The organism is Streptomyces sp. NBC_00448 (genome assembly GCF_036014115.1).
Classification (GTDB): domain Bacteria; phylum Actinomycetota; class Actinomycetes; order Streptomycetales; family Streptomycetaceae; genus Actinacidiphila.
Genome location: NZ_CP107913.1, coordinates 6236777 through 6261579, shown reverse-complemented (window position 1 = coordinate 6261579; position 24803 = coordinate 6236777). Strand labels below are relative to the sequence as shown.

Annotated in this window: 25 protein-coding genes; 19 read left to right on the top strand and 6 right to left on the bottom strand. The window is 71.2% G+C overall.

Annotated elements, in window-relative coordinates; translation table 11 throughout:
• Positions 1-17: 17 nt before the first annotated feature.
• Genes xseA through OG370_RS27020 form a run of 3 tightly spaced genes read left to right on the top strand, consistent with a single transcriptional unit; the run spans position 18 to position 1916 of the window.
• Positions 18-1229 (top strand): exodeoxyribonuclease VII large subunit, encoded by a 1212-nt coding sequence (gene xseA / locus OG370_RS27030; RefSeq protein WP_328468639.1) that lies wholly within the window; start codon positions 18-20, stop codon positions 1227-1229.
• A 50-nt stretch (positions 1230-1279) separates the two neighbouring features.
• Positions 1280-1663 carry a cupin domain-containing protein gene (locus tag OG370_RS27025; RefSeq protein WP_328468637.1) on the top strand — a complete coding sequence of 128 codons (384 nt, stop codon included), beginning with the start codon at positions 1280-1282 and terminating at the stop codon, positions 1661-1663.
• A gap of 10 nt (positions 1664-1673) precedes the next feature.
• Positions 1674-1916 carry an exodeoxyribonuclease VII small subunit gene (locus OG370_RS27020; protein WP_328468635.1) on the top strand — a complete coding sequence of 81 codons (243 nt, stop codon included), beginning with the start codon at positions 1674-1676 and terminating at the stop codon, positions 1914-1916.
• 81 nt (positions 1917-1997) lie between these two features.
• Here OG370_RS27020 and OG370_RS27015 read toward each other — a convergent pair whose 3' ends face one another.
• Positions 1998-2480, bottom strand: coding sequence for a DUF4245 domain-containing protein (locus OG370_RS27015; RefSeq protein WP_443060897.1), 483 nt, complete (start codon positions 2478-2480; stop codon positions 1998-2000).
• A 215-nt stretch (positions 2481-2695) separates the two neighbouring features.
• Here OG370_RS27015 and glpX point away from each other — a divergent pair, with 215 nt between their 5' ends.
• Positions 2696-3727: a class II fructose-bisphosphatase gene (gene glpX, locus OG370_RS27010; protein ID WP_328468631.1), complete on the top strand. Its 1032-nt coding sequence runs from the start codon at positions 2696-2698 to the stop codon at positions 3725-3727.
• A 456-nt stretch (positions 3728-4183) separates the two neighbouring features.
• The gene (locus tag OG370_RS27005; protein ID WP_328468629.1) at positions 4184-5560 is read left to right on the top strand and encodes a hypothetical protein; all 1377 of its coding nucleotides are present in this window, start codon (positions 4184-4186) and stop codon (positions 5558-5560) included.
• A 68-nt stretch (positions 5561-5628) separates the two neighbouring features.
• Here the strand turns inward: OG370_RS27005 and OG370_RS27000 are convergent, their stop codons facing one another.
• Together OG370_RS27000 and OG370_RS26995 are read right to left on the bottom strand one after the other, a co-directional pair.
• Positions 5629-5982 carry a WhiB family transcriptional regulator gene (locus OG370_RS27000; protein WP_443060751.1) on the bottom strand — a complete coding sequence of 118 codons (354 nt, stop codon included), beginning with the start codon at positions 5980-5982 and terminating at the stop codon, positions 5629-5631.
• 396 nt (positions 5983-6378) lie between these two features.
• Positions 6379-7098 carry a DUF1707 SHOCT-like domain-containing protein gene (locus OG370_RS26995; protein ID WP_328468627.1) on the bottom strand — a complete coding sequence of 240 codons (720 nt, stop codon included), beginning with the start codon at positions 7096-7098 and terminating at the stop codon, positions 6379-6381.
• Between the two features lie 259 nt (positions 7099-7357).
• Between OG370_RS26995 and OG370_RS26990 the strand changes: the two genes are divergently transcribed.
• The 3 genes from OG370_RS26990 to OG370_RS26980 all read left to right on the top strand — a co-directional run bounded on the left by OG370_RS26990 (position 7358) and on the right by OG370_RS26980 (position 11232).
• Positions 7358-9013 carry a fumarate hydratase gene (locus OG370_RS26990; protein WP_328468625.1) on the top strand — a complete coding sequence of 552 codons (1656 nt, stop codon included), beginning with the start codon at positions 7358-7360 and terminating at the stop codon, positions 9011-9013.
• Positions 9014-9267: 254 nt separating this feature from the next.
• On the top strand, positions 9268-10023 hold the full coding sequence (locus OG370_RS26985; RefSeq protein WP_328468623.1) for an SDR family NAD(P)-dependent oxidoreductase: 756 nt from the start codon (positions 9268-9270) through the stop codon (positions 10021-10023).
• Positions 10024-10035: 12 nt separating this feature from the next.
• The gene (locus tag OG370_RS26980) at positions 10036-11232 is read left to right on the top strand and encodes an epoxide hydrolase family protein (protein WP_328468621.1); all 1197 of its coding nucleotides are present in this window, start codon (positions 10036-10038) and stop codon (positions 11230-11232) included.
• 84 nt (positions 11233-11316) lie between these two features.
• Here the strand turns inward: OG370_RS26980 and OG370_RS26975 are convergent, their stop codons facing one another.
• On the bottom strand, positions 11317-12012 hold the full coding sequence (locus OG370_RS26975; protein ID WP_328468619.1) for a TetR/AcrR family transcriptional regulator: 696 nt from the start codon (positions 12010-12012) through the stop codon (positions 11317-11319).
• Positions 12013-12313: 301 nt separating this feature from the next.
• Here OG370_RS26975 and OG370_RS26970 point away from each other — a divergent pair, with 301 nt between their 5' ends.
• Positions 12314-13150 (top strand): helix-turn-helix domain-containing protein, encoded by an 837-nt coding sequence (locus OG370_RS26970; protein ID WP_328468617.1) that lies wholly within the window; start codon positions 12314-12316, stop codon positions 13148-13150.
• Entirely contained in the window at positions 13147-13371 is a 225-nt protein-coding gene (locus OG370_RS26965) for a DUF397 domain-containing protein (RefSeq protein WP_328468615.1), read from the top strand. The genes OG370_RS26970 and OG370_RS26965 overlap by 4 nt, the downstream gene beginning before the upstream one ends.
• Before the next feature lie 64 nt (positions 13372-13435).
• Here OG370_RS26965 and OG370_RS26960 read toward each other — a convergent pair whose 3' ends face one another.
• Positions 13436-13834 carry a YybH family protein gene (locus OG370_RS26960; protein ID WP_328468613.1) on the bottom strand — a complete coding sequence of 133 codons (399 nt, stop codon included), beginning with the start codon at positions 13832-13834 and terminating at the stop codon, positions 13436-13438.
• A 140-nt stretch (positions 13835-13974) separates the two neighbouring features.
• Here OG370_RS26960 and OG370_RS26955 point away from each other — a divergent pair, with 140 nt between their 5' ends.
• From OG370_RS26955 to fomD, 3 genes are all read left to right on the top strand, one after another.
• Positions 13975-14373, top strand: coding sequence for a hypothetical protein (locus OG370_RS26955; RefSeq protein ID WP_328468611.1), 399 nt, complete (start codon positions 13975-13977; stop codon positions 14371-14373).
• Between the two features lie 236 nt (positions 14374-14609).
• Entirely contained in the window at positions 14610-15995 is a 1386-nt protein-coding gene (locus tag OG370_RS26950) for a class II fumarate hydratase (protein ID WP_328474444.1), read from the top strand.
• Positions 15996-16018: 23 nt separating this feature from the next.
• The gene (gene fomD, locus OG370_RS26945; protein ID WP_328468609.1) at positions 16019-16705 is read left to right on the top strand and encodes a cytidylyl-2-hydroxypropylphosphonate hydrolase; all 687 of its coding nucleotides are present in this window, start codon (positions 16019-16021) and stop codon (positions 16703-16705) included.
• Positions 16706-16848: 143 nt separating this feature from the next.
• On the opposite strand, the gene OG370_RS26940 is transcribed toward fomD, so the two are convergent.
• Positions 16849-17802, bottom strand: coding sequence for an IS481 family transposase (locus tag OG370_RS26940; protein ID WP_328468607.1), 954 nt, complete (start codon positions 17800-17802; stop codon positions 16849-16851).
• A 279-nt stretch (positions 17803-18081) separates the two neighbouring features.
• On the opposite strand from OG370_RS26940, the gene OG370_RS26935 reads away from it, so the two are divergent.
• The 6 genes from OG370_RS26935 (at position 18082) to OG370_RS26910 (ending at position 24744) form a co-directional block, all read left to right on the top strand.
• Positions 18082-18780, top strand: a complete 699-nt coding sequence (locus OG370_RS26935) for a class I SAM-dependent DNA methyltransferase (RefSeq protein WP_443060750.1) — start codon at positions 18082-18084, stop codon at positions 18778-18780.
• 67 nt (positions 18781-18847) lie between these two features.
• A complete protein-coding gene (locus OG370_RS26930) occupies positions 18848-21061 on the top strand; it encodes a SpoIIE family protein phosphatase (RefSeq protein WP_328468605.1) in 2214 nt (737 codons plus the stop codon).
• A 202-nt stretch (positions 21062-21263) separates the two neighbouring features.
• Positions 21264-22721 carry a catalase gene (locus OG370_RS26925; RefSeq protein ID WP_328468603.1) on the top strand — a complete coding sequence of 486 codons (1458 nt, stop codon included), beginning with the start codon at positions 21264-21266 and terminating at the stop codon, positions 22719-22721.
• A gap of 212 nt (positions 22722-22933) precedes the next feature.
• Complete coding sequence (locus OG370_RS26920) at positions 22934-23878, top strand: SPFH domain-containing protein (protein ID WP_328468601.1); 945 nt, start codon at positions 22934-22936, stop codon at positions 23876-23878.
• A 15-nt stretch (positions 23879-23893) separates the two neighbouring features.
• The gene (locus OG370_RS26915; protein WP_328468599.1) at positions 23894-24121 is read left to right on the top strand and encodes a toxin-antitoxin system HicB family antitoxin; all 228 of its coding nucleotides are present in this window, start codon (positions 23894-23896) and stop codon (positions 24119-24121) included.
• A 98-nt stretch (positions 24122-24219) separates the two neighbouring features.
• Positions 24220-24744: a PadR family transcriptional regulator gene (locus tag OG370_RS26910; protein ID WP_328468597.1), complete on the top strand. Its 525-nt coding sequence runs from the start codon at positions 24220-24222 to the stop codon at positions 24742-24744.
• The last annotated feature ends 59 nt before the right edge of the window (positions 24745-24803 follow it).

Here is a 24803-nt window from a genome sequence, read left to right as displayed (position 1 = left end):
CGCACTAAGGTGCGGGTATGGCTCTGAACACCTCGGCGGAAGCGCCGATTCCGGTCGGCGAGGTGTCGCGGCTGATCGGCGGGTGGATCGACCGGCTCGGCGCGGTGTGGGTGGAGGGCCAGATCACGCAGCTCTCCCGCCGCCCGGGTGCCGGGGTGGTGTTCCTGACGCTGCGCGACCCGTCGCACGACACGTCGTTGTCCGTGACCTGCTACCGCGCGGTGTACGAACAGGTGGCCGACGTGGTCGGCGAGGGCGCGCGGGTCGTGGTGCACGCCAAACCGGAGTGGTACGGACCGCGGGGCACGCTGTCGCTGCGGGCGAGCGAGATCCGGCCGGTCGGGATGGGCGAACTGCTGGCGCGGCTGGAGCAGTTGAAGAAGTCGCTGGCGGCCGAGGGGCTCTTCGCGGCGGACCGCAAGCGCCCGCTGCCGTTCCTGCCCGGGCTGATCGGCCTGGTGACCGGCCGCGCGTCGGCCGCCGAGCGGGACGTACGGGAGAACGCGCGGCTGCGCTGGCCCGCCGTCCGCTTCGAGGTGCGGAACGTCCCCGTGCAGGGCGCGGCCGCGGTCCCCCGGGTGGTCGAGGCGGTGCAGCAGCTCGACGCCCACCCGGAGGTCGACGTCATCGTGGTGGCGCGCGGCGGGGGCAGCGTGGAGGACCTGCTGCCGTTCTCCGACGAGCGGCTGGTGCGGGCGGTCGCGGCGTGCGGCACCCCGGTGGTCTCCGCGATCGGGCACGAGCCGGACACGCCACTGCTCGACCTGGTCGCCGACCTGCGCGCGTCCACCCCCACGGACGCCGCCAAGCGGATCGTGCCGGACGTGCGGGAGGAGCTGGCCCGCGTCCGGTTGGTACGGGACCGGGCGCTGCGGGTGCTGCGCGGCATCCTCGACCGGGAGGAGCGCGGGCTTGAGGCGGCGCTCAGCCGTCCCGCCCTCGCGGCGCCGTACCGCATGGTCGAGCAGCGCGAGACGGAGGTCGCCGACCGGGTGGACCGGGCCCGGCGCACCCTGGGGCACCTGCTCGACCGGGCCGACGCCGACCTCACCCACACCCTCGCCCGCGTCGTCGCCCTCTCCCCCGCGGCCACCCTCCGCCGCGGCTACGCGGTCCTCCAGCGCGAGGACGGCGCGGCGGTCCGCGACCCGGCCGAGGTCGCCGACGGCGACACGCTGCGCGCCCGCGTCGCCGAGGGCGACTTCACGGTGCGGGTCCAGGTGAACTGAGGCGCGAACCGAGCGGAAGAGGGCGGGTTGATGCCGGAAGAGGGCGGGCGATGAAGGACGAGCACGAGTTCCACGACACGGCGGGGGTGCCGTGGCGCGCGGCCGAGGGCGCGCCCGGGGTGAGCGAGCGGCCGCTGTCCGCCGGGCCCGATCCGGCGGTCGAGCAGACCCGGCTGGCCCGTTGGGAGCCCGGGCTCGACACCTCCGCGGCGGGCGTGATCCGGCACCCCTACTACGAGGAGGTGTACCTGCTGGAGGGCGAGTTGGAGGACCTCACCCTCGGCCGCACCTTCAGCGCGGGGCACTACGCCTCCCGCCCGCCGGGCATGCCGCACGGCCCCTACCGGACGAGGACGGGGTGCCTGATGCTGGAGATCCGGTCGCCGGACCGACCTCGCTCCGCGCCGCTCGGGACTGTCCGCAGTACGCCCTAGGCTTGCGGGCATGGCAGACGAGGAATCCACCAGCGCCGTACTCGGCTACGAACAGGCCCGCGACGAGCTCGTGGACGTGGTGCGCCGCCTGGAAGCGGGCGGCGCGACCTTGGAGGAGTCGCTCGCCTTGTGGGAGCGGGGCGAGGAGCTGGCCAAGGTCTGCCGGCGCTGGCTGGAGGGCGCCCGGGCCCGGCTGGACGCCGCGCTGGCAGCGGAGGACCCCGAAGAGGCGGAGAGCGCCGAGCCCGAATAGCGCCCCACCCGCCCACGGCAAGGTCCGACTCACGGCAATGTCCGACTCACGGCCTGAGGGCGCCGACGGGCCGGAAGCCGCTTACGGCTTGAGGGTCGCCGCGAAGCGCTGGAGCTGGGCGTCCGGCGCCGTACCGAGCACCACCGTGGTGACGCCCTTCTCCTCGCGCACCAGCGCGTCGTAACGCCCGCCGGTGTAGTACTGCCAGCTCGCCCCGCCGACCGCGACCGTACGCCCTGCGTCGCGGTGCGCGTTGATCGTCACCTGGCTGATGAAGCCGGTCGGGTCGCCGTTGGACTGCTCCAGCGCCACGTACTGCTGGTCGGGGTCGATGAAACCGAGGTGCCAGGTCACGTTGCGGCGGTCGCCCGCGGTGTACGTGACGGAGGTGGCGTGCCACTTCGCGCTGAGCCCTTCGGGGCCGGCCACCGGGTAGGGCGCGTCCCGCCTCGCCTGCTTCAGCTCCACGCTGTACCCGACCGTCTCCGTCTTGACCGGGGTCCCCTTGGAGTCGTGCGGGATGAACAGATAGATCAGGTAGACGACGACCCCGAGCACGAGCATCGACAGGACCAGGTCCCGGATCGTCTTGTTGCCACCACGCTTGTCCGCTGCCACGCGCCCTATCGTCCCCCATGGGCGTTTGCGGCCCGTCCGCCGGGTACCCGAAGAGTTGGTGACTGCTCATGTGACATGTCCCCTGCTCAGATTTGCAGTTCACCCGATAAGGTCGCAGCACCCTCATTTTCCGGCCGTCCCCGTACAGAAAGGTGCGCGTGATGACCGAACAGCACTTGCCTCCGCAGCTCGAAGTGAGTCCGGAGGCACCCGACCGCAACCTCGCCCTGGAACTGGTCCGGGTCACCGAGGCCGCCGCGATGGCCTCGGCCCGCTGGGTGGGCCGAGGCGACAAGAACGGAGCGGACGGCGCCGCCGTCAAGGCCATGCGCACCCTCGTGCACACCGTGTCGATGAACGGCGTGGTCGTCATCGGTGAGGGCGAGAAGGACGAAGCGCCGATGCTCTACAACGGCGAGCGGATCGGCGACGGCACCGGTGCGGAGTGCGACGTCGCCGTGGACCCGGTGGACGGCACCACGCTGACCGCCAAGGGCATGCCGAACGCCGTGTCGGTGCTCGCGGCGGCCGACCGCGGCACGATGTACGACCCGTCGGCGGTCTTCTACATGGACAAGCTGGTGGTCGGCCCGGAGGCGGCCGAGTTCGTGGACATCACCGCGCCGCCCGCGGTGAACATCCGCCGGGTGGCGAAGGCGAAGGGCATCGCCCCCGAGAACGTGACGGTCGTGGTGCTCGACCGGCCGCGCCACGACGAGTTGGCCCGGCAGATCCGGGAGACCGGCGCGCGGATCAAGTTCATCGCGGACGGCGACGTGGCGGGCGCGATCATGGCGGCCCGCGAAGGCACCGGCGTCGACATGCTGCTGGGCATCGGCGGCACCCCGGAGGGCATCATCACCGCCTGCGCGATGGCCTGCATGGGCGGCACGATCCAGGGCCGGCTGTGGCCGAAGGACGACGCGGAGCGGCGCAAGGCGCTGGACGCGGGCCACGACCTGGACCGCGTGCTGCACACCACGGACCTGGTCAGCGGCGACAACGTGTTCTTCGTGGCGACCGGCATCACCGACGGCGAACTGCTGCGCGGCGTGCGCTACCGGGCGGAGACGGCCACCACCTCCTCCCTGGTGATGCGGTCGAAGTCCGGCACGATCCGGCAGATCGACTCGGTGCACCGGCTGTCGAAGCTGCGGGCATACAGCGCGATCGACTTCGACCGGGCGAACTGACCGCCTCCTCACCGCCGACCGACCGCCAACTGCCCGCCCCGGTAGGGGAAGAGGACGCCAGGCGAGCCGGGCCGGGCGCTGCCCGCCATCCGTCGCGACGGGTGGCGCGCCCGCGTCGCCGGCCGCCTGCGTCCCTCGGCCACGCGTACGCGTGCGTGCATACGTATGTACGTGAGGCCCCGGTCTCGCACCCGACCGTGACACCCTTCACCGCTGCCACCCGGCGCGATAGCGTTCCCCTTCGCCGGGGGGTGTCCACGTGGGGAACTTGGACGCGGGGGCATCCGTCCGCCCGACTGAAGGCGACGGAGAGGCGTACCAGTGAAGCGTGTCGACGGGGACGGAAGAGCACCGGAGACGAAGACAGGGACGACGACGAGGACAAGGACCGGGACGGGGACCCGCAAGGGGCGGTCCCGGGCGGGCAGGTGGCGGCTGACCGGCCGCGTCACGGCGGTGGGGATCGCGGCGCTCGCGCTCGGCCTCGCCTCCTTGGGCGCCGCGGGCTCGGCGAGCGCGTCGCCCGGAACCCCGGGCAAGGCGGTCCGCGCCTCGTCCGCGGCGGCGGCGAAACTCGAACTGACGGTGCACCGCGTATCGGACGCGTCGCAGCAGGCGATGGACGACACCTTCGCCAACAGCAGCATCCACACCATCGCGAACACCGTGAACCACCATCTGCACACGGTCACCGGCGGCGACTGCACCGCCGACGAGAAGGACACCGCGCCCCTCACCCCGACCGCGAGCAGCGCCTACTGCTGGGACGCCGGGGACGCCGCCACGCAGAGCTTTTCGCCCCAGGGCATGACCTCCTCCGGCGACGCCGACGGCGACGGCGTGTGGGGGACCGACCGCGTGCTGCTCTCCGGCTGGGCCAGCGCCCCCAAGACCACCGCCATGGGGCGCATCGCGGTGATCAACGACACCGACGGGTCGCCGAACAAGCTCGGCTACCGGTGGGTGCTGCCGGTCATCCCCACCGCCGGCGGCACGAACTTCGCCCGCTTCGGCTCGCACATGGGCGGCATGGTGTGGTGGGGCGACAAGCTGCTGGTCACCGCGTCGCTCGACGGCGACGCGCACCACAACGCGATCTACGTCTTCTCGACCAAGCACATCTACCAGGCGAACACGAACGCCTCCTGGATCGGCCACCGCGGCAGCCAGGTGTCGGCCCACGGCTACCAGTACTTCTGGCCGGCCATCGGGTCGTACAGCGTCACCTCGGGCTGCTCCTACAAGGATCACAGCGCCGACCGGCTGCCCTGCTTCGACGGGCTGTCCATGGACCGGTCGCAGGACCCCTACACGCTGGTCGCCAACGAGTGGGTCTCCTCGGGTACGGTCGGGGCGACCTCCCGGATCTGGCGCTACAAGCTCGCGCCGACCAGCCGTCTGATGCCCATCGCCGTGAACAGCGCCGGCCACGCCGATCCGATCGACGTGTACGACACGGACATCGTCGGCATCCAAGGCACGCTGAATCAGACCGAGAACGGCGAGAGAGTCGTCTACACCGCTGATTCGCTGGGCAGTCCGGGGGTACACGGCATCCCATGGCGGGTTCCGCTGCCTGCCACCGGAGCGCAGACCGCGGCACACGCGACCACCTCGACCGGCGGCAGCACCAGCGCCGGCACCGCCGCCGAGCACTCCTGGGCACAGCACTCGGAGGGGATGACCTTCATGGCCGACCAGAACCAGGTGTGGGCGCAGACGGAATGGGCCGCGGCCCCGGACGGTGAGTACCCGACGACCGGCACGGTGGTACGGCAGCGGATCGTCTTCTCCGTCCCGATGGACGATCTACGGTCCTCGCTGGTGTCCTGACGGCTCCTGGACGACTCCCTGACGACTCCTTGTGGGCACCGCCGACCGCCACCCGCGGCCGGCGGTGCTCAGCCGGCGGCGGCGATGCGGGGGGCCGTGTGCTGGAGTTCGACCTCGCGACGGCGCCTGCGGGCGAGCACAACGCGGCGCTCGGCGGCGGTCATGCCACCCCACACTCCGTACGGCTCCGGCTGCAACAGGGCGTGTTCACGGCATTCGAGCATCACCGGGCACCGCGCGCAGACCCGCTTGGCGGCTTCCTCGCGCGACAGCCGGGCCGCCGTCGGCTCCTTCGACGGAGCGAAGAACAGCCCCGCCTCGTCGCTTCGGCAGGCGGCCTCCGAGTGCCAGGGGCCGCCCAGATCCCGCGGGTGTCCGGGCGGGAGCGTGAGGTCCGTGGCGGGCTCGATCGGTTGAAGCACGGGAAACTCCTGACGACGGCGTTGGGGGTCCCCCAGGCGCGGCTCTGGGGGAGATTGCCACGCTTGCCCGTCGCTGCCCGGCGCCCGGCGAAGCTGGGCGGAGCTGCCGTGCGGCGGCGTGCCGTTCCCCTACCCGCTGTGCGCGACTTCATGCGCACCGTGTTCGTTCCCGCGTACGACCATCGCTCCGGCGTGCGCCGCCCCGGTCGTCCGGAATGCCGGGGGCGGGCGGGAGTTGGGGCCGGAGTCGGGCCAGGCTTCGGGCGCGAGCCGCCCGGGAGGAACGGCCGGCGTCCGCGTCAGGGCGGTGTCAGCCGTGTCGGGCCGCGTCAGGCCGGGGCGAGCAGCGTCAGACCGTGCCGGTCGCTGCCGCCACCGTCACCGCGGTCACCACCGTCAGCCTTCGAGCCGCTTCTTCGCCCAGTCGACGACCTTCTTGCCGCGCTTGGCCTTGGCCTCGACCCCGCCCCAGAAGGCGACGCCCACGACCCGGACCGACGGCGCCTGCGGGTCGGGGGCCTCGAAGGCCCGCACGTCGGCGCCGCCCATGATGCCGATCACGCCACTGCCTTGCAGCGTGACGTTCTCCGGGACCTTGATGCTGATGCCACCCATGACCGCGGTGCAGTGGATGACCAGTTCCGGCGAGGTGAACGTCGCCTCGGTCAGGTCGATCTCGATCCCGCCCATGACCGCGACCGCGGTGATCCGGTTGCCGACCCGCCAACGGCCCTTGCGTTCCGCTCCGCTGAGGATGCCGACCAGGGTGGGGTTCTCGCCGATCGGCTCGCCCGCGTACGAGCGCGCCGCGGCCGAGGGCGCCGCCGCGGTGGTCACACGGCCCGCGGGCAGGTCCCCCACCAGCGGCTCCAGTTCGCCGACGGTCTTCGCGGCGTAGACCCGGTCCAGCCGCTCGGAGTGCTCCTCCGCGTCGAGGCGGCCCTCGGCGAGAGCCTCGCGCAGGATGTCGGCCATCCGGTCGCGGTCGGCGTCCGAGGCTCGCAGGGCGCCGCCGGCCGTCTGCGGGACCGCCGGGGCGGCGGGGCTGGTCGCCGGGCTGGGGCGGTCGGGCGTTTCCGCGGGCTGCGAGCGCTTCTGGAGCGGCGATTCGTCCACCCGACCACCGTACACAGCCGTCCACAGACGCGATAGATCGCGACTACCCCGAGGGCCCCCTGAGCCCTCCCTTAGGGGGCGCGGGGAATCGGCCCGCACCGGCTTCGGCGCGGGCGCTCCGTACCACCTTCGGCCGGGGCGCCCGCGACCCCCGGCGGGCCCTCCACCGGGGCACCCGGCCCCGCGGCGGAGGCGGGGTGCGGGGGAATTACTCTGAATATGCTTCAGCGTCGACGCAGCCGAGTGAGGATTGCCGCATATGCCCGAGTTCACCTATACGGATCTGCTTCCGCTCGGTGCGGACCCCACTTCGTACCGCCTGGTCACCGCCGAAGGCGTCAGCACGTTCGAGGCGGACGGCCGCACCTTCCTGAAGGTGGAGCCCGAGGCGCTGCGGCGCCTGGCCGCCGAGGCCATGCACGACATCTCGCACTACCTGCGCCCGACCCACCTCGCCCAGCTCCGCCGCATCCTGGACGACCCGCAGGCCAGCCCGAACGACCGCTTCGTCGCCCTGGACCTGCTGAAGAACGCGAACATCGCGGCCGCCGGCGTGCTCCCGATGTGCCAGGACACCGGCACCGCGATCGTGATGGGCAAGCGCGGCCAGCAGGTGCTGACCGAGGGCGGCGACGAGGAAGCCCTGTCCCGCGGCATCTACGACGCGTACACCAAGCTGAACCTGCGCTACTCCCAGATGGCCCCGCTGACCATGTGGGAGGAGAAGAACACCGGCTCCAACCTGCCCGCCCAGATCGAGCTGTACGCCACCGACGGCGGCGCGTACAAGTTCCTGTTCATGGCGAAGGGCGGTGGCAGCGCCAACAAGTCCTTCCTCTACCAGGAGACGAAGGCGGTGCTGAACGAGGCGTCGATGATGCGGTTCCTGGAGGAGAAGATCCGCTCGCTGGGTACGGCCGCCTGCCCGCCGTACCACCTGGCGATCGTGGTCGGCGGCACCAGCGCGGAGTTCGCGCTGAAGACGGCGAAGTACGCCTCCGCGCACTACCTCGACGAGTTGCCCGCCGAAGGGTCCCCGGCCGGGCACGGCTTCCGGGACAAGGAGCTGGAGCAGCAGGTCTTCGAGCTGACCCAGAAGATCGGGATCGGGGCGCAGTTCGGCGGGAAGTACTTCTGCCACGACGTGCGCGTGGTGCGGCTGCCGCGGCACGGCGCGTCCTGTCCGGTGGCGATCGCGGTGTCCTGCTCCGCCGACCGCCAGGCGCTCGCGAAGATCACCGCGGAGGGCGTCTTCCTGGAGCAGTTGGAGACCGACCCGGCGCGTTTCCTGCCGGAGACCACCGACGAGCACCTCGACGACGACGTGGTCCGCATCGACCTCAACCGGCCGATGGACGAGATCCGCGCCGAGCTGACCAAGTACCCGGTCAAGACCCGGCTTTCGCTCTCCGGGCCGCTGGTCGTCGCGCGCGACATCGCGCACGCCAAGATCAAGGAGCGGCTGGACGCGGGCGAGGGGATGCCGCAGTACCTGCGCGACCACGCGGTCTACTACGCGGGCCCCGCGAAGACCCCCGAGGGATACGCCTCCGGGTCCTTCGGGCCCACCACGGCCGGCCGCATGGACGCGTACGTCGAGCAGTTCCAGGCCGCCGGCGGCTCGTTCGTCATGCTCGCCAAGGGCAACCGCTCCCAGCAGGTCACCGACGCGTGTGCCGCGCACGGCGGTTTCTACCTCGGCTCCATCGGCGGCCCCGCGGCCCGCCTCGCCCAGGACTGCATCAAGAAGGTCGACGTCCTCGAATACGCGGAACTCGGGATGGAGGCCGTCTGGAAGATCGAGGTCGAGGACTTCCCGGCGTTCGTCGTCGTCGACGACAAGGGCAACGACTTCTTCCAGGACCCCGCCCCCTCCCCCACCTTCACCTCCATCCCCGTCCGCCCGAGCGCCTGAGCCCTCCCCTCCACCCGCTCCACCCGTCCGCTCCACCCGACCGACGCGGCCCCCGGCCCGGCCTCCACCGGCCTCCGGGGGCCGCGGTGCGTGCGGGGCGCACCCCCATACCTTCGCGTTCATGTACTCAAATCCATAAGCTCGCCCATCCATGCGCAGAAGGCAAAGCCATCGCGGGAAATAATCTGTACTTGAGTACAGTTACATGAGGCAAGGGGGACTGCGCGAACGGGAACGAACGGGAAGGGCAGCACATGGACTACGACATCGCGGACAAGGTCATCGCGGTCACCGGGGCCGGCCGCGGACTCGGCAGGGCGATCGCGCTCTGCCTGGCCGGGCACGGAGCGCGCGTGGCCGTACTGACGCGCGAACAGGACCAGGCCGAGGAGACCGCCGCGCAACTGGCCGCCGTCACCGACGCCGAGCACATCCACACCGCCTGCGTCGACGTCACCTCCGAGGACCAGGTACGGGAGGCCGTGGCCGACCTGGACCGCCGGTGGGGCCGGGTGGACGCGCTCATCAACAACGCGGCTCTCATGCCGGCGATGACACCGGTCGTGGACGTCGACATCGCACTGGTCCGCAAGGTCATCGACGTCAACCTGATCGGCTGCGTCATCACCACCAAACACTTCGCGCCACTGATGGTCCGCGGCGGCGGAGGCCGCATCGTGAACATCAGCAGCATGATCGGGGTGCAGGCGAACCCCGGCCAGACCGCCTACGGAGCCAGCAAGGCCGGCGTCAACATCCTGACGAACGTCGTGCATCGCGAGCTGGCCGACCAGGGCATCCGCACCGTCTCGCTCGCCCCGGGCCTGACCGACACCCCGGGGATGCGCGCGATCGCCAGCGACGAGTACATCGAACGCGTCGCCGGGGCCTACCCGGGAGGACGCCTCGGCCGGCCGGAGGACGTGGTCGAGTTCGTCGCCTTCCTGTGCAGCAGCGCCGCGCACCACCTGTCCGGCACGCTGCTTCCGATCCGACCCGTCACCGGCTGAGAGGGACACATCATGACAACGGGCAGGACGACCAACGACACGACGACCACCGGCACGACCCCTGAGGAGCCGGACGACACCGCGATCCGTCGCTTCGAGATCCACGTGCCCGACTCCGCCGTCGACGACCTCAAGGAGCGGCTCGCCAAGGTCCGCTTCCCGGAGAAGGAGACGGTCGCGGACTGGTCGCAGGGCATCCCGCTCGAATACACCCGGCGGCTGTGCCGCATCTGGCGCGACGAGTACGACTGGCGCACGGTCGAGACCGAGATCAACCGCCGCGACCAGTGGATCACCCGCATCGACGGCCTCGACATCCACTACCTGCACGTCCGATCGGCCCGCCCGGACGCCCGCCCCCTGCTGATCACACACGGCTGGCCGGGGTCCGTCGTCGAGGCGCTCGACGTCATCGACGGCCTCGTCGAACCCCCCGCCGACCAGCCGGCGTTTCACCTGGTGATCCCGTCCCTGCCCGGTTACGGCTTCTCCGGCAAGCCGGCCGGGCCCGGCTGGAACCTCGACCGGATCGCGGACGCGTGGGCTCAGCTCATGGCACGCCTGGGCTACGACCGTTTCCTCGCCCAAGGCGGCGACTGGGGCGCGATGATCACGACGACCCTCGCACTGCGGCACCCGGAGCGTGTCGCGATGATGCACACGACCGTCCCGTGGGTGCTGCGCCCCACCTGGTTCGACGACAAGGACCTCAGCGATCTGGAGCGCCGTTGGCTGGCGGAGCGGGAGGAGTTCGTACGGACCGGCACCGGGTACGCCGCGGAGCAGTCCACGAAGCCCCAGACGCTCGGCTACGGCCTGACCGACTCCCCGGCCGGGCAACTCGCCTGGATCGTGGAGAAGTTCTTCGAGTTCACCGACAACGACAGCGGGCCCGAGAGCGCCGTTCCGCTGAAGCGCATCCTCGACAACCTCTCGGTCTACTGGTTCACCGCGACGGCGGCCTCGGCCGCCCGGCTGTACTGGGAGAGCCACGGGCGCATGGACATGACGGCACCCGTGACGGTCCCCGCGGGGGTGTCGGTGTTCCCGCGTGACCTGATGAAGCTGCCGCGCGCCTGGACCGCGGACCGGTTCAAGGACCTCCGCCACTGGCGCGCGCTGGACCGCGGCGGCCACTTCGCCATGCTGGAGGTTCCGGACGTCTTCGTCTCCGAGGTCCGGGAGTGCTTCTCGAAAGCGGACCGGTGACGAACTGCGCCGCGCCGCGCCCGGAGCTGACCACGGGGCCTGGCGGGCGAGCGCCCACCGGTGACAGCGGGGGTTGCGCGCCGCTTACTCCGGCGGCGGTTCCGCCCCCGGCGCCGCCAGGCGCGTGAGCTCCAACGAGCGTACGAAGTCGATGGACCGCCTCAACCCGAGGCGGTCCGCTTCGACGCAGAGACCGGTCAGCACCGGTTGGAGGTGAGCCGTGAGCGCTTCGAACAGCCCCCCCACCGGTACCTTGTTCTGCGGGCCTGCCCAGCGCCACAGCACGTCCAGGTAAACCGCCCGGATGACATCACCGGCCGTCTTCGGGTCGATGTCGTCGACGAACTCGCCGTCGCGCTGCCCGTCGCGGACCACGCCGGCGAACAGGTGCGCGGCGACCGGCTCCTCGACGATCGGCCCGCCCGATCGCACCCACGCGGCGATGAACACCCGTCCCTCGTCGCGCCGTTGCTCGTAGTCGTCGGCCATCACCCGCATGATCACCAGCAACCGGGCCGCGGCGGAGGCGCGCCGGGCCGACGGACCGGCGTCGTACGCCGCCATCGCCGACTGCATCGCGGCGCGCCGCTCCGCCACCCACGCGGTCACGAAGTCGTCTTTCCGCGGGAAGTGGTTGAACGCCGTCTGCCGGGCGACTCCGGCCGCCCGTGCGATGTCGTCGAAGCTCGTCTCGTCGAACCCCCGGCTGACGAACAGCTGCCGGGCCGCCGTCAGCAGCCGCTCCCGCGTCTGCTGCTTGCGGTCCTCCTGCCGCGCCATGCCGGTGCCCCTCTGCCCTCGCGTCATCAGTGCACTCGGGTCGTGCTCAAGCGTATCCGGGCCACTCCCAGGGAGGTGACACCCGGCTCACGCCTCGAACATTAGCTCGAAAGGGCTAACTTCGTTCGCTTTCCTTCCCTTTGGGCCGAATCGGTCCGTAAGGTCGAATCCGGAGACAAGCGGACGGCCGGCCCGTCGGACGTCGGCCCGCCCCGGACAGCCTTGCCGGGGCAGGCCGGGCCGACCAGGGGTGGCGGGGTTCCGAACGGCTCGGAACCATCGACCTTTCGGGGGTGCGGAGATGATGGATGTTCAGGAGCGGGACAGCTGGCAGCAGGGCCGGAAGGACGGCGCGGCGTATCTGGGCCGGGAGGTCAGATACGCCCGGGAGCATCTGGGATTGACACAGCAACAGCTCGCCGAGCAGACGGGATACGAACGGCCTCACGTGACCCGGGTGGAGAGCGGGCAGCTCCTCGCGTCCGAGCAGTTCGTGAAGGCGTGCGACCGCATCTTCGAGACGTCGGGCTTCTTCACGCGGTTACGGGAACGGGTCACCGAGCGCGGCCACCCGGGCTGGTTCGTGCCGTACGTGAAGTTGGAGCAGGGCGCGAAGGAGATCTGCGACTACTCCAGCACTCTACTGATGGGCATGTTGCAGACCCCGGAATACGCGGAGGCGACCTTCCGGGCGGCCAACCCCCGTGAGGACGACGGGCAGATCGAGACGCGAGTCGAGGCGAGACGGCAGCGGTATGCCGTGATGGAGGGCAAGCGGCCACCGCTGCTGTGGGTGATCCTGCACGAGGCGGTACTGCGCACCGAGGCCGGCGGACGGGCCGTGATGGCGGCGCAGTTGGAGCACCTTGCACTGCGGGCGGCGAACCCGAACATCACCGTGCAGGTCCTGCGGTTCTCGGCGGGAGCCCCGACATCTTCCGCGCCCTTTATCCTACTGTCGTCATGGGACGGGACCCGGGTGGTGTACTCGGAGACCCGCAACGCGGGGCACGTGGACGACTCGGTGGAAGCGGTGGAGAGCGCCCGGGGAGCGTACGACCGGCTCCGCGCCGCGGCCGCGTCCCCGCAGGACTCGTTGTCCCTCATCCGAAGCATCGCGGAGGAGCACACCAGATGAGCCACACCGCCGACACCACCAGCACCGCCTGGATCAAGAGCAGTTACAGCGGCGGCGAGGGCGGCAACTGCGTCGAGTGGGCGCCCTCCCACATCGCCGCCCACGACACCGTGCCGGTGCGCGACTCCAAAAACCCTGACGGGCCCGCCCTCGCCTTCACCCCCTCCGCCTGGACCGCCTTCATCACCGCGATACGCACCGGCGAACTTCCCACCGCCTGAGCCGCAAAGCCGGGCTCGGGCCCGGGAGGGTGGGCAGCCGCGTCCGCAAGGCGGCCGCCCGTCGTCAGGTGCTGAGGTGCTCGTGCTGCATCTTCCACTCGCCGTGCCGTTTGACGACCACGTTCGTGCCTCGGCCCTGTCCGGATCGGGGCTGCCCGTCGACGAGCCCGGTCCAGCGGAAGCGATAGCGGCACACGGCGTGCTCCGGGGTGAGGACAAGCCATTCGAGGTCGCTGATCTCGTAGCTCTCGTCCTGGATGGCGTCGAAGGTCCGCTGGACCGCGACCGCGATCTCGCGCTCGCCGCGGTAGGAGCCGTCGGTGAACCAGTAGACGGCGTCCTCCGCGATCATCGGCAGCACCCGGCCGATCCGGTGGCTGTTGTTGGCCTGCTCGTACCGCCGCAGGAAGGCGGTGAGTTGGGCTTCGAGGGCGGGCGAGGAGCCCGGGGTGGGTGGTTGCACGTTTCGCATATTCGCTCAAACGAGCGAATCATGCACGGTTCCCCTTCCCTGGCGCACCGGTTCGCACATACGCTCGGAAATGTGGAGGTAAGCGGGCGAACGCGTCGGAGAGATCGATGGTGTTGGAGGTGCGTGGGCGGATGAACGGTCAGCAGGGTGAGGCCGGCGAGATGCTGCGTGGGGTCCTGATCGGGGAGAGCCTCCGGGTCGGGTCGGCGCTCGACGGCGTGCCCTTGCAGGTGTCGACGGTGCGGCGGATCGCGGTGACCGGTGCGGCCGAGGGGCAGCCGGCCCAGTGGACGCTGCTGGACTTCCGAGCCCCGGAAGCGGAAGCGGAGCGGCTGGCCGCGGCGCTGGCCGACTGCCTCGCGCCGAGCGGGGGTTGGTACGTCAACTACAACACCGCGGCCGACGCGTTCGTGGTCTTCGCCGACCGCGTGTTCCGCTACCCGCGCGGCGACCCGGCGGGGCGCGCCGAGGTCGCCGCCTACGGCCGCGGCATCGGCATACCGGAATCCCAACTCGACTGGGAGGACTGAGCTCCGCCCGTTCGCGCAGCGCACCCCCGGCGACTGCGGGAGCGGGGCGGAATGCACATGCACGCCAGAGAGCGGGGTGATCCATTGCACGACGGAGGGCCGACGGAGGCACGACAGCGGGAGGACGGCGGCACGCTGAAGGCACCCGGAGACCGCTGCCGGGCTTGGCCGCGCGCGGGCGCGTCCGGGGGAACAAAGGGAGGGAGCGAGGCACTGTAGGAGGTATGGACGACGGTATGGACGACTTCCGGGTCGAGCACGACTCGATGGGCGAGGTGCGGGTTCCCGCGGCGGCGAAGTGGGGCGCGCAGACCCAGCGCGCCGTGCAGAACTTCCCGATCTCAGGGCAGCGGATCAGCCGCGCGCACATCCAGGCACTGGCCCGGATCAAGGCCGCGGCGGCGAAGGTGAACGCCGAGCTGGGCGTGATCGACGCCGACATGGCGGCGGCCATCGCCTCGGCGGCGGACGAGGTCGCCGCGGGGACATGGGACGCGGAGTTCCCGATCGACGTGTTCCAGACCGGCTCGGGCACGTCGTCCAACATGAACACGAACGAGGTGATCGCCGCGCTGGCCACCGAGCGGCTGGGCCGCAAGGTGCACCCGAACGACCATGTGAACGCCTCCCAGTCGTCCAATGACGTGTTCCCGTCCTCGATCCACATCGCGGCGACCGCGGCGGTGACCGGAGACCTGGTGCCGGCGCTGACCCGGTTGGCGGAGTCCCTGGAGGCGAAGTCGGCGGAGTTCGCGGGCGTGGTGAAGGCGGGCCGCACCCACCTGATGGATGCCACGCCGGTAACGCTGGGGCAGGAGTTCGGCGGGTACGCCGCGCAGGTGCGGTACGGCGTCGAGCGGCTGGAGGCCTCACTGCCGCGCCTGGCGGAGCTGCCACTGGGCGGCACCGCGGTGGGGACGGGGATCAACACGCCGCCCGGGTTCCCGGCCGCGGTGATCGCGGAGGTCGCCCGGGCGACCGGCCTCCCGCTGACCGAGGCGCGCGACCACTTCGAGGCCCAGGGCGCCCGGGACGGCATCGTGGAGGCGTCCGGCCAGTTGCGGACGATCGCCGTGGGGCTGACGAAGATCGCCAACGACCTGCGGTGGATGGCCTCGGGCCCGCGCACCGGGCTGTCCGAGATCAGCCTGCCCGACCTCCAGCCGGGCTCGTCGATCATGCCGGGCAAGGTCAACCCGGTGGTCCCGGAGGCGGTGCTGATGGTGGCAGCGCAGGTGATCGGCAACGACACGGCGATCACCGTCGCGGGCGCCGCGGGCAACTTCGAGCTGAACGTGATGCTCCCGGTGATCGCCCGCAACGTCCTGGAGTCGGTACGGCTGCTGGCGAACGTCTCGCGGCTGCTCGCGGACCGCACGATCGACGGCATCACGGCGCACCCGGAGCGGGCCCGGGAGTACGCCGAGTCCTCGCCGTCCGTGGTCACCCCGCTGAACCGCTACATCGGCTACGAGGAAGCCGCGAAGGTGGCGAAGAAGTCGCTGGCTGAGCGGAAGACGATCCGGCAGGTGGTGATCGAGGAGGGGTACGTGGAGCGCGGCGAGCTCTCCGAGGCGCAGCTCGACGAGGCGCTGGACGTGCTGCGAATGACCCACCCGTAGCACGCCTTCCGTAAACTCTGTTCATGACAGCCGACCTCGACACCACGCAACCGGACGGATCGAACGCGCCGCGGCCGGGCCGCTGGGCCCCTGGTGACCATGTGCTGTGGCGCTACCGCGGCAATGGCACGGACGAGGTGCACATCTGCCGCCCGGTGACGGTGGTGCGCGACGAGCCGGACCTGCTCGTGGTGTGGCTGGCGGCGGGCACCCGCTGCATCAAGCCGGTGCTCGCCGACGGCACTCCGCTGTACCAGGAGCCGCTGGCCACCCGGTACACCAAGCCCCGCACCCGGGTGGCGGAGGAGTGGTTCGGCTCGGGGGTGCTGAAGCTGGCCCGGCCGGGTCAGCCCTGGTCGGTGTGGCTGTTCTGGGAGCAGGACTGGCAGTTCAGAAGCTGGTACGTGAATCTGGAGGAGCCGCTCAACCGGTGGTCCGCGGGGGTGGACTCGCAAGACCACTTCCTCGACATCTCGGTCCACCCGGACCGTAACTGGTACTGGCGGGACGAGGACGAGTTCGCGCAGGCGCAGGCCGACGGGCTGATGCCGGCCGAGCTGGCCGCCCGGGTCCGGCAGGCCGGCCGGGAGGCGGTGCGCGCGATCAGGGCCTGGGACCCGCCCTTCCGTGACCGCTGGCAGGACTGGCGGCCCGACCCGTCGTGGCCGGTGCCCGAGTTGCCGTCCGACTGGGACCGCCCCGCGGTGTGAGCCCGGGAGCAGGGGAGCGCGGGACCAGCGAAGACGGGGGGCGCGCGCGCAGGTCCGGGCGCCGGTCATGATCCCCTTGGCGCGCCCCGGGCCGTCGACCGTAGGATCGTCCACCGGAAGCCTGCGCAATTGCCCAGCACGGCCTAGATGTACTGACCCGTTAGGTTGGGGACGCGGCTGGCGGGTGGTTGGCCTTTGAGTGCGGTGTGTCCGCGGTGGTGATTGTAGGTGTGGAGCCACTGCTGATAGGCGGCGCGTCGTTCGGCGTCGGTGCGGTAGGGCTTCGCGTAGGCCCATTCGTCCAGCAGGGTGCGGTTGAACCGTTCGACCTTGCCGTTGGTCTGGGGCCGGTAGGGCCGGGTGCGTTTGTGTGAAATACCTTGCTCGGCAAGGGAGTTGCGCCACAGATGTGACTTGTAGCAGGAGCCGTTGTCGGTCAGGACCCGCTGGACGGTGATACCGGCGGCGGCGAAGAAGGCGTGGGCGCGCTGCCAGAACCCGACGGCGGTCTCTTTCTTCTCGTCGGCCAGGATTTCGCTGTAGGCCAGGCGGGAGTGGTCGTCGATGGCGTTGTGCAGGAAGCTCATGCCCGCCTTGGTGCGGTTCTTGCGGCCTGCTTGCCGGCCGAGGACCTTGTGGCCGCCGCCGTCGGGGATGTTGCCGAGTTTCTTGATGTCGACGTGGACGAGGTCGCCGGGGGCGGCGTGTTCGTAGCGGCGGATCACCCGGCCGGTGGCACGGTCCAGGTGGGCCAGACGGGCCAGCCGGTAGCGGGTCAGGACACGGTGCACGGTCGCCGGGTTCAGCCCGAGAAGGTAGGCGATACGGGCCGGTCCCCACCGGCGCAGGACACGGACCTTGATGATCCGCCGCTCGGTACGGGTCGGTGTCCGGCGCGGGCTGGAGTGCGGGCGCGAGGAGCGGTCGACCATCCCGGCCTCGCCCAGCTCCCGGTAGCGGGCCGCCCACCGCTGAGCCGTGGTGGGCGAGACCTGGAAGCGTTCGGCGGCCCGGCGCAGGGTCCACCGGTCGTCAACGATGCAGCGGGCCAGCCGCAGACGGCCGGTCTCGGTCAGAGGTGCATTACGGTGGGGCATGAGGGCCTTCTGATCGTTCGATGTCGATGTCGCAATCCACACCGAACCCGGAAGGCCCTTACTCGTTCAAGATCACCCCACCGTGATCACTGTCACCAACCTCCGTGGACAGAACACCTAGAGTTTGACGCCACGTCACGGGGGTACAAACGAGTGCCGCTCCTGTGCATATGCCAAACAACGCCCCACCGGACCCACCCTTCCCGTCACCGCTTCACCCCGGTCCCATCCCAGCCCCGTCCGTCACAACAGTCACAGCAGCCAGGGAGGCCCTGAGCAGTGGATACCGACGGTTACGAGCCCGTTGGCACGCCGTCCGACAACCCCGCGGCGGCGTCGGGGCGGGACCGTACCGGCCAGGCCGAGGCGTTCGACGCCATCGGCGACCGGTACGACGAGGCGTTCCCGCACAAGGACGGCCAGATCACCGCGGGCAGCTGGCTCATCGCCGAACTGCCGCCCGCCGCCCGGGTGCTCGACCTCGGGTGCGGCACCGGCCTGCCGACCGCCCGGCAGTTCGTCGAGGCCGGCATGCGGGTGACGGGAGTGGATCTGTCCGCCGGCATGCTGGCCAGAGCCCGGTCGAACGTCCCCGAGGCGGAGTTCGTGCAGGCGGACGTGGCGGACCTGGTCGACGGCGGGCCGCTGACCGCCGGCGGCTTCTCCGCGATCGCGGCGTTCTTCACCCTGCTGATGCTGCCCAGGGCCGAGATCCCGGCCACGCTGACCGCCGTCCGCGAACTGCTGGAGCCCGGCGGTCTGCTGGCGCTCGGCATGGTCGAGGCGGACGTGGACGACGTACCGATCCCTTTCCTCGGGCACACCGTGCGGGTTTCGGGGTATCTGAAGGACGAGCTGCGCGAGATCGTGGTGGACTCGGGCTTCGAGGTGATCAAGGAGATGTCGTACACGTACGCGCCGGCGAGCACCGACGTGCCGCCGGAGGAGCAGATCTTCCTCTACTGCCGACGCGCCTGACCCAGACCAGGCCCGAGCCCCGCCTCGCGCTGGCCGCGGCGGAGCACCGACGGATGGACCTACTCGCGTGACCACGGACCCGCCCCGCCCACCCCGGCCGCACACCGTGCCGTCCCCGCAGGACCCGCGCGGCAGCTTCGGCGTGCGCGAATCGGCACCGCCGGCCCAGGACGACACCACCACGACGCCGAGCGGCGCCGGGTCCGAGGCGCACGACCACGACCACGCGGGGCACCCGCCCGCCGCCCGCGCGCACGACGAGCAGACCACCGAGCCCGCCGCACCCACCCGGCCCGGGGCGTACAGTGCACGGCGGAGCGATGGTGCCCCGGCGGCCGGGCAGCACCGCGCGGAAACGGCGCCGGGCGAGGCGCGCGGCGGGGCCCAGCCCGAGGGGCCCGCGCAGTCCCCCGCCCCGGCACACGACACGGGATGGGTGCCGGCAGTGACGGAGGGGAGCGAGGCGTTGAGCTCGTTTGTGAGCACACCGCCGCGGGGCACGCCGCTGGACGCGGCCGGCCACACCGCGGCCGGGCACACCGCGGACGAGGACTCGGTGGGCATGCGCATCCCGATGCCGGTGCAGACCGGCCCCGAGGCGGACCGGCTGCGGTACGTCGGCGCGGCCACCCGGCGGATCGCCCGCGGCCTCGACCTGGACGAGATCCTGCTCGGGCTGTGCCGCTCGGCGGTGCCCGCGTTCGCCGACGCGATTCTGGTCTACCTGCGCGAGCCGCTCCCGGTCGGCGACGAGCGCCCCTCGGGTCCGCTGCGGCTGCGGCTGCGCCGGGCCGACGGCGGCCTGGAGGGGCCCGGCGACACCCCGGACATGCCGGTCGGCGACCTGCCGGCGCTGGAGACCCCGTCCGGCGGCGCCCCCGAGACCATCGGGGTGCTGCTCGACGGTCCGCTCGCCGAGGTGCTGCGCGGGGTGCGCCCGGTCTTCGCGGACTCGCCGCGGGCCGCGGACGCCCTCGCCGAACTCCTCGGCAACCCCCCGGGCCCGTTGCCGGTCGGCCGCCGCGCGCTGCTGGCCCCGCTGCGCGGCCGCCGCCGGGTGATCGGCGCCGCGGTGCTGCTGCGCCGCGCGGACCGGCCGCCGTTCGAGTCCGACGACCTGCTGGTCGCCGCCCAACTCGCCACGCACACCGCGCTCGGCGTCGACAAGGCGGTGCTCTACGGCCGCGAGGCGTACATCGCCGACGCCCTCCAGCGCGAGATGCTGCCGGACTCGCTGCCGCAGCCGACCGGTGTGCAGCTCGCCAGCCGCTACCTGCCGGCCGCCGAGTCCGCGCGGGTCGGCGGCGACTGGTACGACGCGATCCCGCTGCCCGGCAGCCGGGTCGCGCTGGTGGTCGGCGACGTGATGGGCCACTCCATGACCTCGGCGGCGATCATGGGCCAACTGCGCACCACCGTGCAGACCCTCGCCGGGCTGGACCTCGCCCCGCAGGAGGTGCTCTACCACCTCGACGAGCAGGCCCAGCGGCTCGGCCAGGACCGGATGGCCACCTGCGTCTACGCGGTGTACGACCCGATCGCGCACCGCCTGGTGGTGGCCAACGCCGGTCACCCGCCGCCCGTACTGCTGCACGCCGACGGCCTCGCCGAGGTGCTGCGGGTGCCTCCGGGCGCCCCGATCGGCGTCGGCGGCGTGCCGTTCGAGGCCGTGGAGCTGCCCGCGCCCGCCGGGGCCACACTGCTGCTCTACACCGACGGCCTGGTGGAGTCCCGCACCCGCGACGTCTGGGGCGGTATCGAGTTGCTCCGCGAGCGGCTGCACGACGCCGCCACCGTGGTCTCCCCGCCGCCCCTGGAGCCGCTGTGCGACGAGGTGCTGGAGATCCTGGGCCCCGGTGACCGCGACGACGACATCGCGCTGCTCGCGGCCCGGTTCGCCGGGATCGCGCCGAGCGACGTCGCGTACTGGTTCCTGGAGCCGCAGGCCCAGACCGCGGGACGCGCCCGCCGGCTGGTCCGCCAGGCGCTGATGCGCTGGGGCCTGGACGACCAGGTCGACGCCGCCGAGCTGCTGGTCAGCGAGATCGTCACCAACGCGGTGCGGTACGCGGAACGCCCGGTCACCCTGCGGCTGCTGCGCACCGACGTGCTGCGCTGCGAGGTCGGCGACGACGCCCCGCTGCTCCCCCGGATGCGGCACGCCGCTCCCGAGGAGGAGGGCGGCCGCGGCCTCTACCTCGTCAACCGCATGGCGCAGCGCTGGGGCGCCACCCGTCTGGGCGCCGGCAAGGTCGTCTGGTTCGAGCTCCCGCTGCCCTGATTTCCGGCCCTTCACCTCCGGGGGCTCAGTGCCCGCATTCCGGCGCAACCGAGTTGGCGGGGGTGCCGTCACCGGCGTGGCCTGAGTGCCTTGAGTCGGCATGCCTCAACGAATGTTCGGTGCGAGGGTGGGTAGCGGCCCGCGAGACGATGACCGGTGTCCTGATGCGGCATCGGCCCAGGAGGACCCGGAAGGACACTCCATGAGCACGTCGAACATCCCGCCCACCACCGACAACGCCGGCATCCCGGTGGAGAGCGACGAGCATTCGCTGACCGTCGGACCCGACGGCGCGATCCTGCTGCAGGACCACTACCTGATCGAGAAGATGGCCCAGTTCAACCGGGAACGGGTCCCGGAGCGGGTGGTGCACGCCAAGGGCAGCGGGGCGTACGGCCGGTTCGAGGTGACCAACGACGTCAGCCAGTTCACCAAGGCCGACCTGTTCCAGCCGGGCCGCTCCACCCGGATGCTGGCCCGGTTCTCGACGGTCGCCGGTGAGCAGGGCAGCCCCGACACCTGGCGCGACCCGCGCGGCTTCGCGTTGAAGTTCTACACCGAGCACGGCAACTACGACCTGGTCGGCAACAACACCCCGGTGTTCTTCGTCCGCGACACGATCAAGTTCCAGGACTTCATCCGCAGCCAGAAGCGCCGCCCCGACAACGGCCTGCGCGACAACGACATGCAGTGGGACTTCTGGACGCTCTCCCCGGAGTCCGCGCACCAGGTGACCTGGCTGATGGGTGACCGCGGCATCCCGAAGACCTACCGGAACATGAACGGCTACGGGTCGCACACCTACATGTGGATCAACGGCGCCGGCCAGAAGTTCTGGGTGAAGTACCACTTCAAGACCGACCAGGGCATCGACTTCCTCACCCAGTCCGACGCGGACGCGATGGCCGGGCAGAACGCGGACTTCCACCGGCAGGACCTGTACGAGTCGATCGAGCGGGGCGAGCACCCGTCGTGGACGCTGCGGGTGCAGGTCATGCCGTTCGAGGACGCGGCGGACTACCGGTTCAATCCGTTCGACCTGACGAAGGTGTGGCCGCACGGCGACTACCCGCTGATCGAGGTCGGCCGGATGACGCTGGACACCAACCCGGAGGACTACTTCATCCACATCGAGCAGGCGGCGTTCGAACCGTCGAGCATGGTGCCGGGGATCGGCCCCTCCCCCGACAAGATGCTGCTCGGGCGGCTGTTCTCCTACCCGGACACGCACCGCTACCGGATCGGCCCGAACTACCAGCAGCTCCCGCCGAACCGCCCGCACGTGCCGGTGCACTCCTACGCCAAGGACGGCCCGATGCGGTTCGAGCCGGCCAGGACCGGGGCACCGTACGCGCCGAACTCCTACGGCGGGCCGGCCGCGTCCGCGCAGGCGTACGGGGACATCGCCGGGTGGCAGTCGGCCGGTGAGATGGTGCGGGAGGCGTACACGCTGCACAGCGAGGACGACGACTTCGGGCAGCCGGGCACGCTGGTGCGCGAGGTGCTGGACGACGCGGCGCGCGACCGGCTGGTCGGCAATGTCGCCGGGCATCTGTCCGACGGGGTCAGCGCGCCCGTCCTGGAACGCGCCTTCGCTTACTGGCGCAGCATCGACCAGACCGTCGGCGACCGGATCGCCCAGGCCGTCAAAACCCGCTGACCGCCAAAAACCGCCGACCGTCAGGATCGGCCCAGGATCGGTCCGTTCTCGCCTGGACCCACCGTAAGAGCGCAGCCCCGGAACACGTGTCCCCCCCGTGCTCCGGGGCTGCATCGCGTGCCGGCCCCGGCCATGCCTTAACCGTGACCGCCTCGCGTTTTTATGATATCACTTAGATAAGTGCAGGGAATCACAAGAACGGGGTGGATCTCATGACCGAGCAACCACAGGAGACGGCTCCGGCCGAGCAGAGCGACGTCCCGGAGATGCCGGCGCCGAGAGTGTCCGAGCGTCGGGCGGCGGGGATGCCGGGGCTGCCGTTCCTGCTGATCGCGCTGCTGGTGATAGCGGGCGGGGTGGCGCTGACGGTGGTCGGCGCCAGGACGGGCGGCGGTACGGCGGTCGCGCTGGTGACGGTCGGCATCGTGGTGGCCGTGGTGGCCTTCGTGCTGCTCTTCGGGCTGACCCAGGTCGCGCCGGGGCAGGCGCGGGTGTGCCAGCTGTTCGGGCGCTACCAGGGGACGATCCGGCAGGACGGCCTGCGCTGGGTGAACCCGTTCACCAGCCGGCGCCGGGTCTCCACGCGGCTGCGCAACCAGGAGACGGCCGTCCTGAAGGTCAACGACGCGTATGGCAACCCGATCGAGCTGGCCGCGGTCGTGGTGTGGCAGGTCAAGGACACCGCGCAGGCGGTCTTCGAGGTCGACGACTTCGTGCGGTTCGTGTCGATCCAGACCGACACCGCGGTACGGCACATCGCGACGCGCTACCCGTACGACAGCCACGACACCGACGGGCTGTCGCTGCGCGAGAACAGCGAGGAGATCACCGAGCGGCTCTCCACGGAGATCGCCGCACGGGTGGCGTCGGCGGGAGTGCGGATCATCGAGTCGCGGTTCACGCACCTCGCCTACGCCGCCGAGATCGCCTCGGCGATGCTGCAGCGGCAGCAGGCGGGGGCGATCGTGGCGGCCCGGCAGACCATCGTGGACGGCGCGGTGGGCATGGTCGAGTCGGCGCTGTCGCGGATCGCCGAGCAGGACATCGTGATCCTGGACGAGGAGCGGAAGGCGTCCATGGTCAGCAACCTGCTGGTCGTACTCTGCGGCGAGCGGGCGGCCCAGCCGGTGCTGAACACCGGCACGCTCTACCAGTAAGGCGGACCGCAGCCAGTGACCGAACCCAGCCGCCCATCCCGCAAGCAGGTGCTGCTCAGGCTCGACCCGGCCGTCCACGACGCGCTCGCCGCGTGGGCGGCGGGCGAGTTGCGCAGCACCAACGCGCAGATCGAGTACCTGCTCCGGCGGGCACTGACCGAGGCGGGCCGGATGCCGACGGCCGTCCGGCCGATCCCGCGCCGCGGGCGCCCGGCGAAGGAGCCGCCACCCGAGCCCCGTTGAGGCCATAGAACCGCCCCGACCTGCGGGAACAGCCGAGTCGACGAGTTATGCACAGTGGGTATACACGTGATGTATACCCATGGTGTAGTCTGCTCGGCATGTCAATCGGCCAGACCCTGCTCGGACTCCTGGAGTCCGGGCCGCGCCACGGTTACGACCTCAAGCGCGCCTTCGACGAACGCTTCGGACACGATCGGCCGCTCGCCTACGGCCAGGTCTACTCGACGATGGCCAGGCTGCTGAAGAACGGCCTGGTCGAGGTGGACGGCATAGAGCCCGGCGGTGGCCCGGAACGCAAGCGGTACGCCATCACCGACGCCGGGATCACCGACGTGGCCGGCTGGCTCGCCCAGCCGGAGAAGCCCGAGCCCTACCTCCAGACGACCCTCTACACCAAGGTCGTCCTGGCCCTGCTGACCGGCAGGTCCGCCGTGGACCTGCTGGACACCCAGCGCGCCGAACACCTGCGGCTGATGCGCGAGCTGACCCGTCGCAAGAAGGACGGCGACCTCGCCGACCAGCTCATCTGCGACCACGCCCTGTTCCACCTGGAAGCCGACCTGCGGTGGCTGGAACTGACCGCGGCCCGACTGGACCAACTCGCCGCGGAGGTGGCCAAGTGAGCGCTGGAGAAGCCGACAACCGTCCGGGCACCGATGACCAGGACGCCTCGACCGAACCG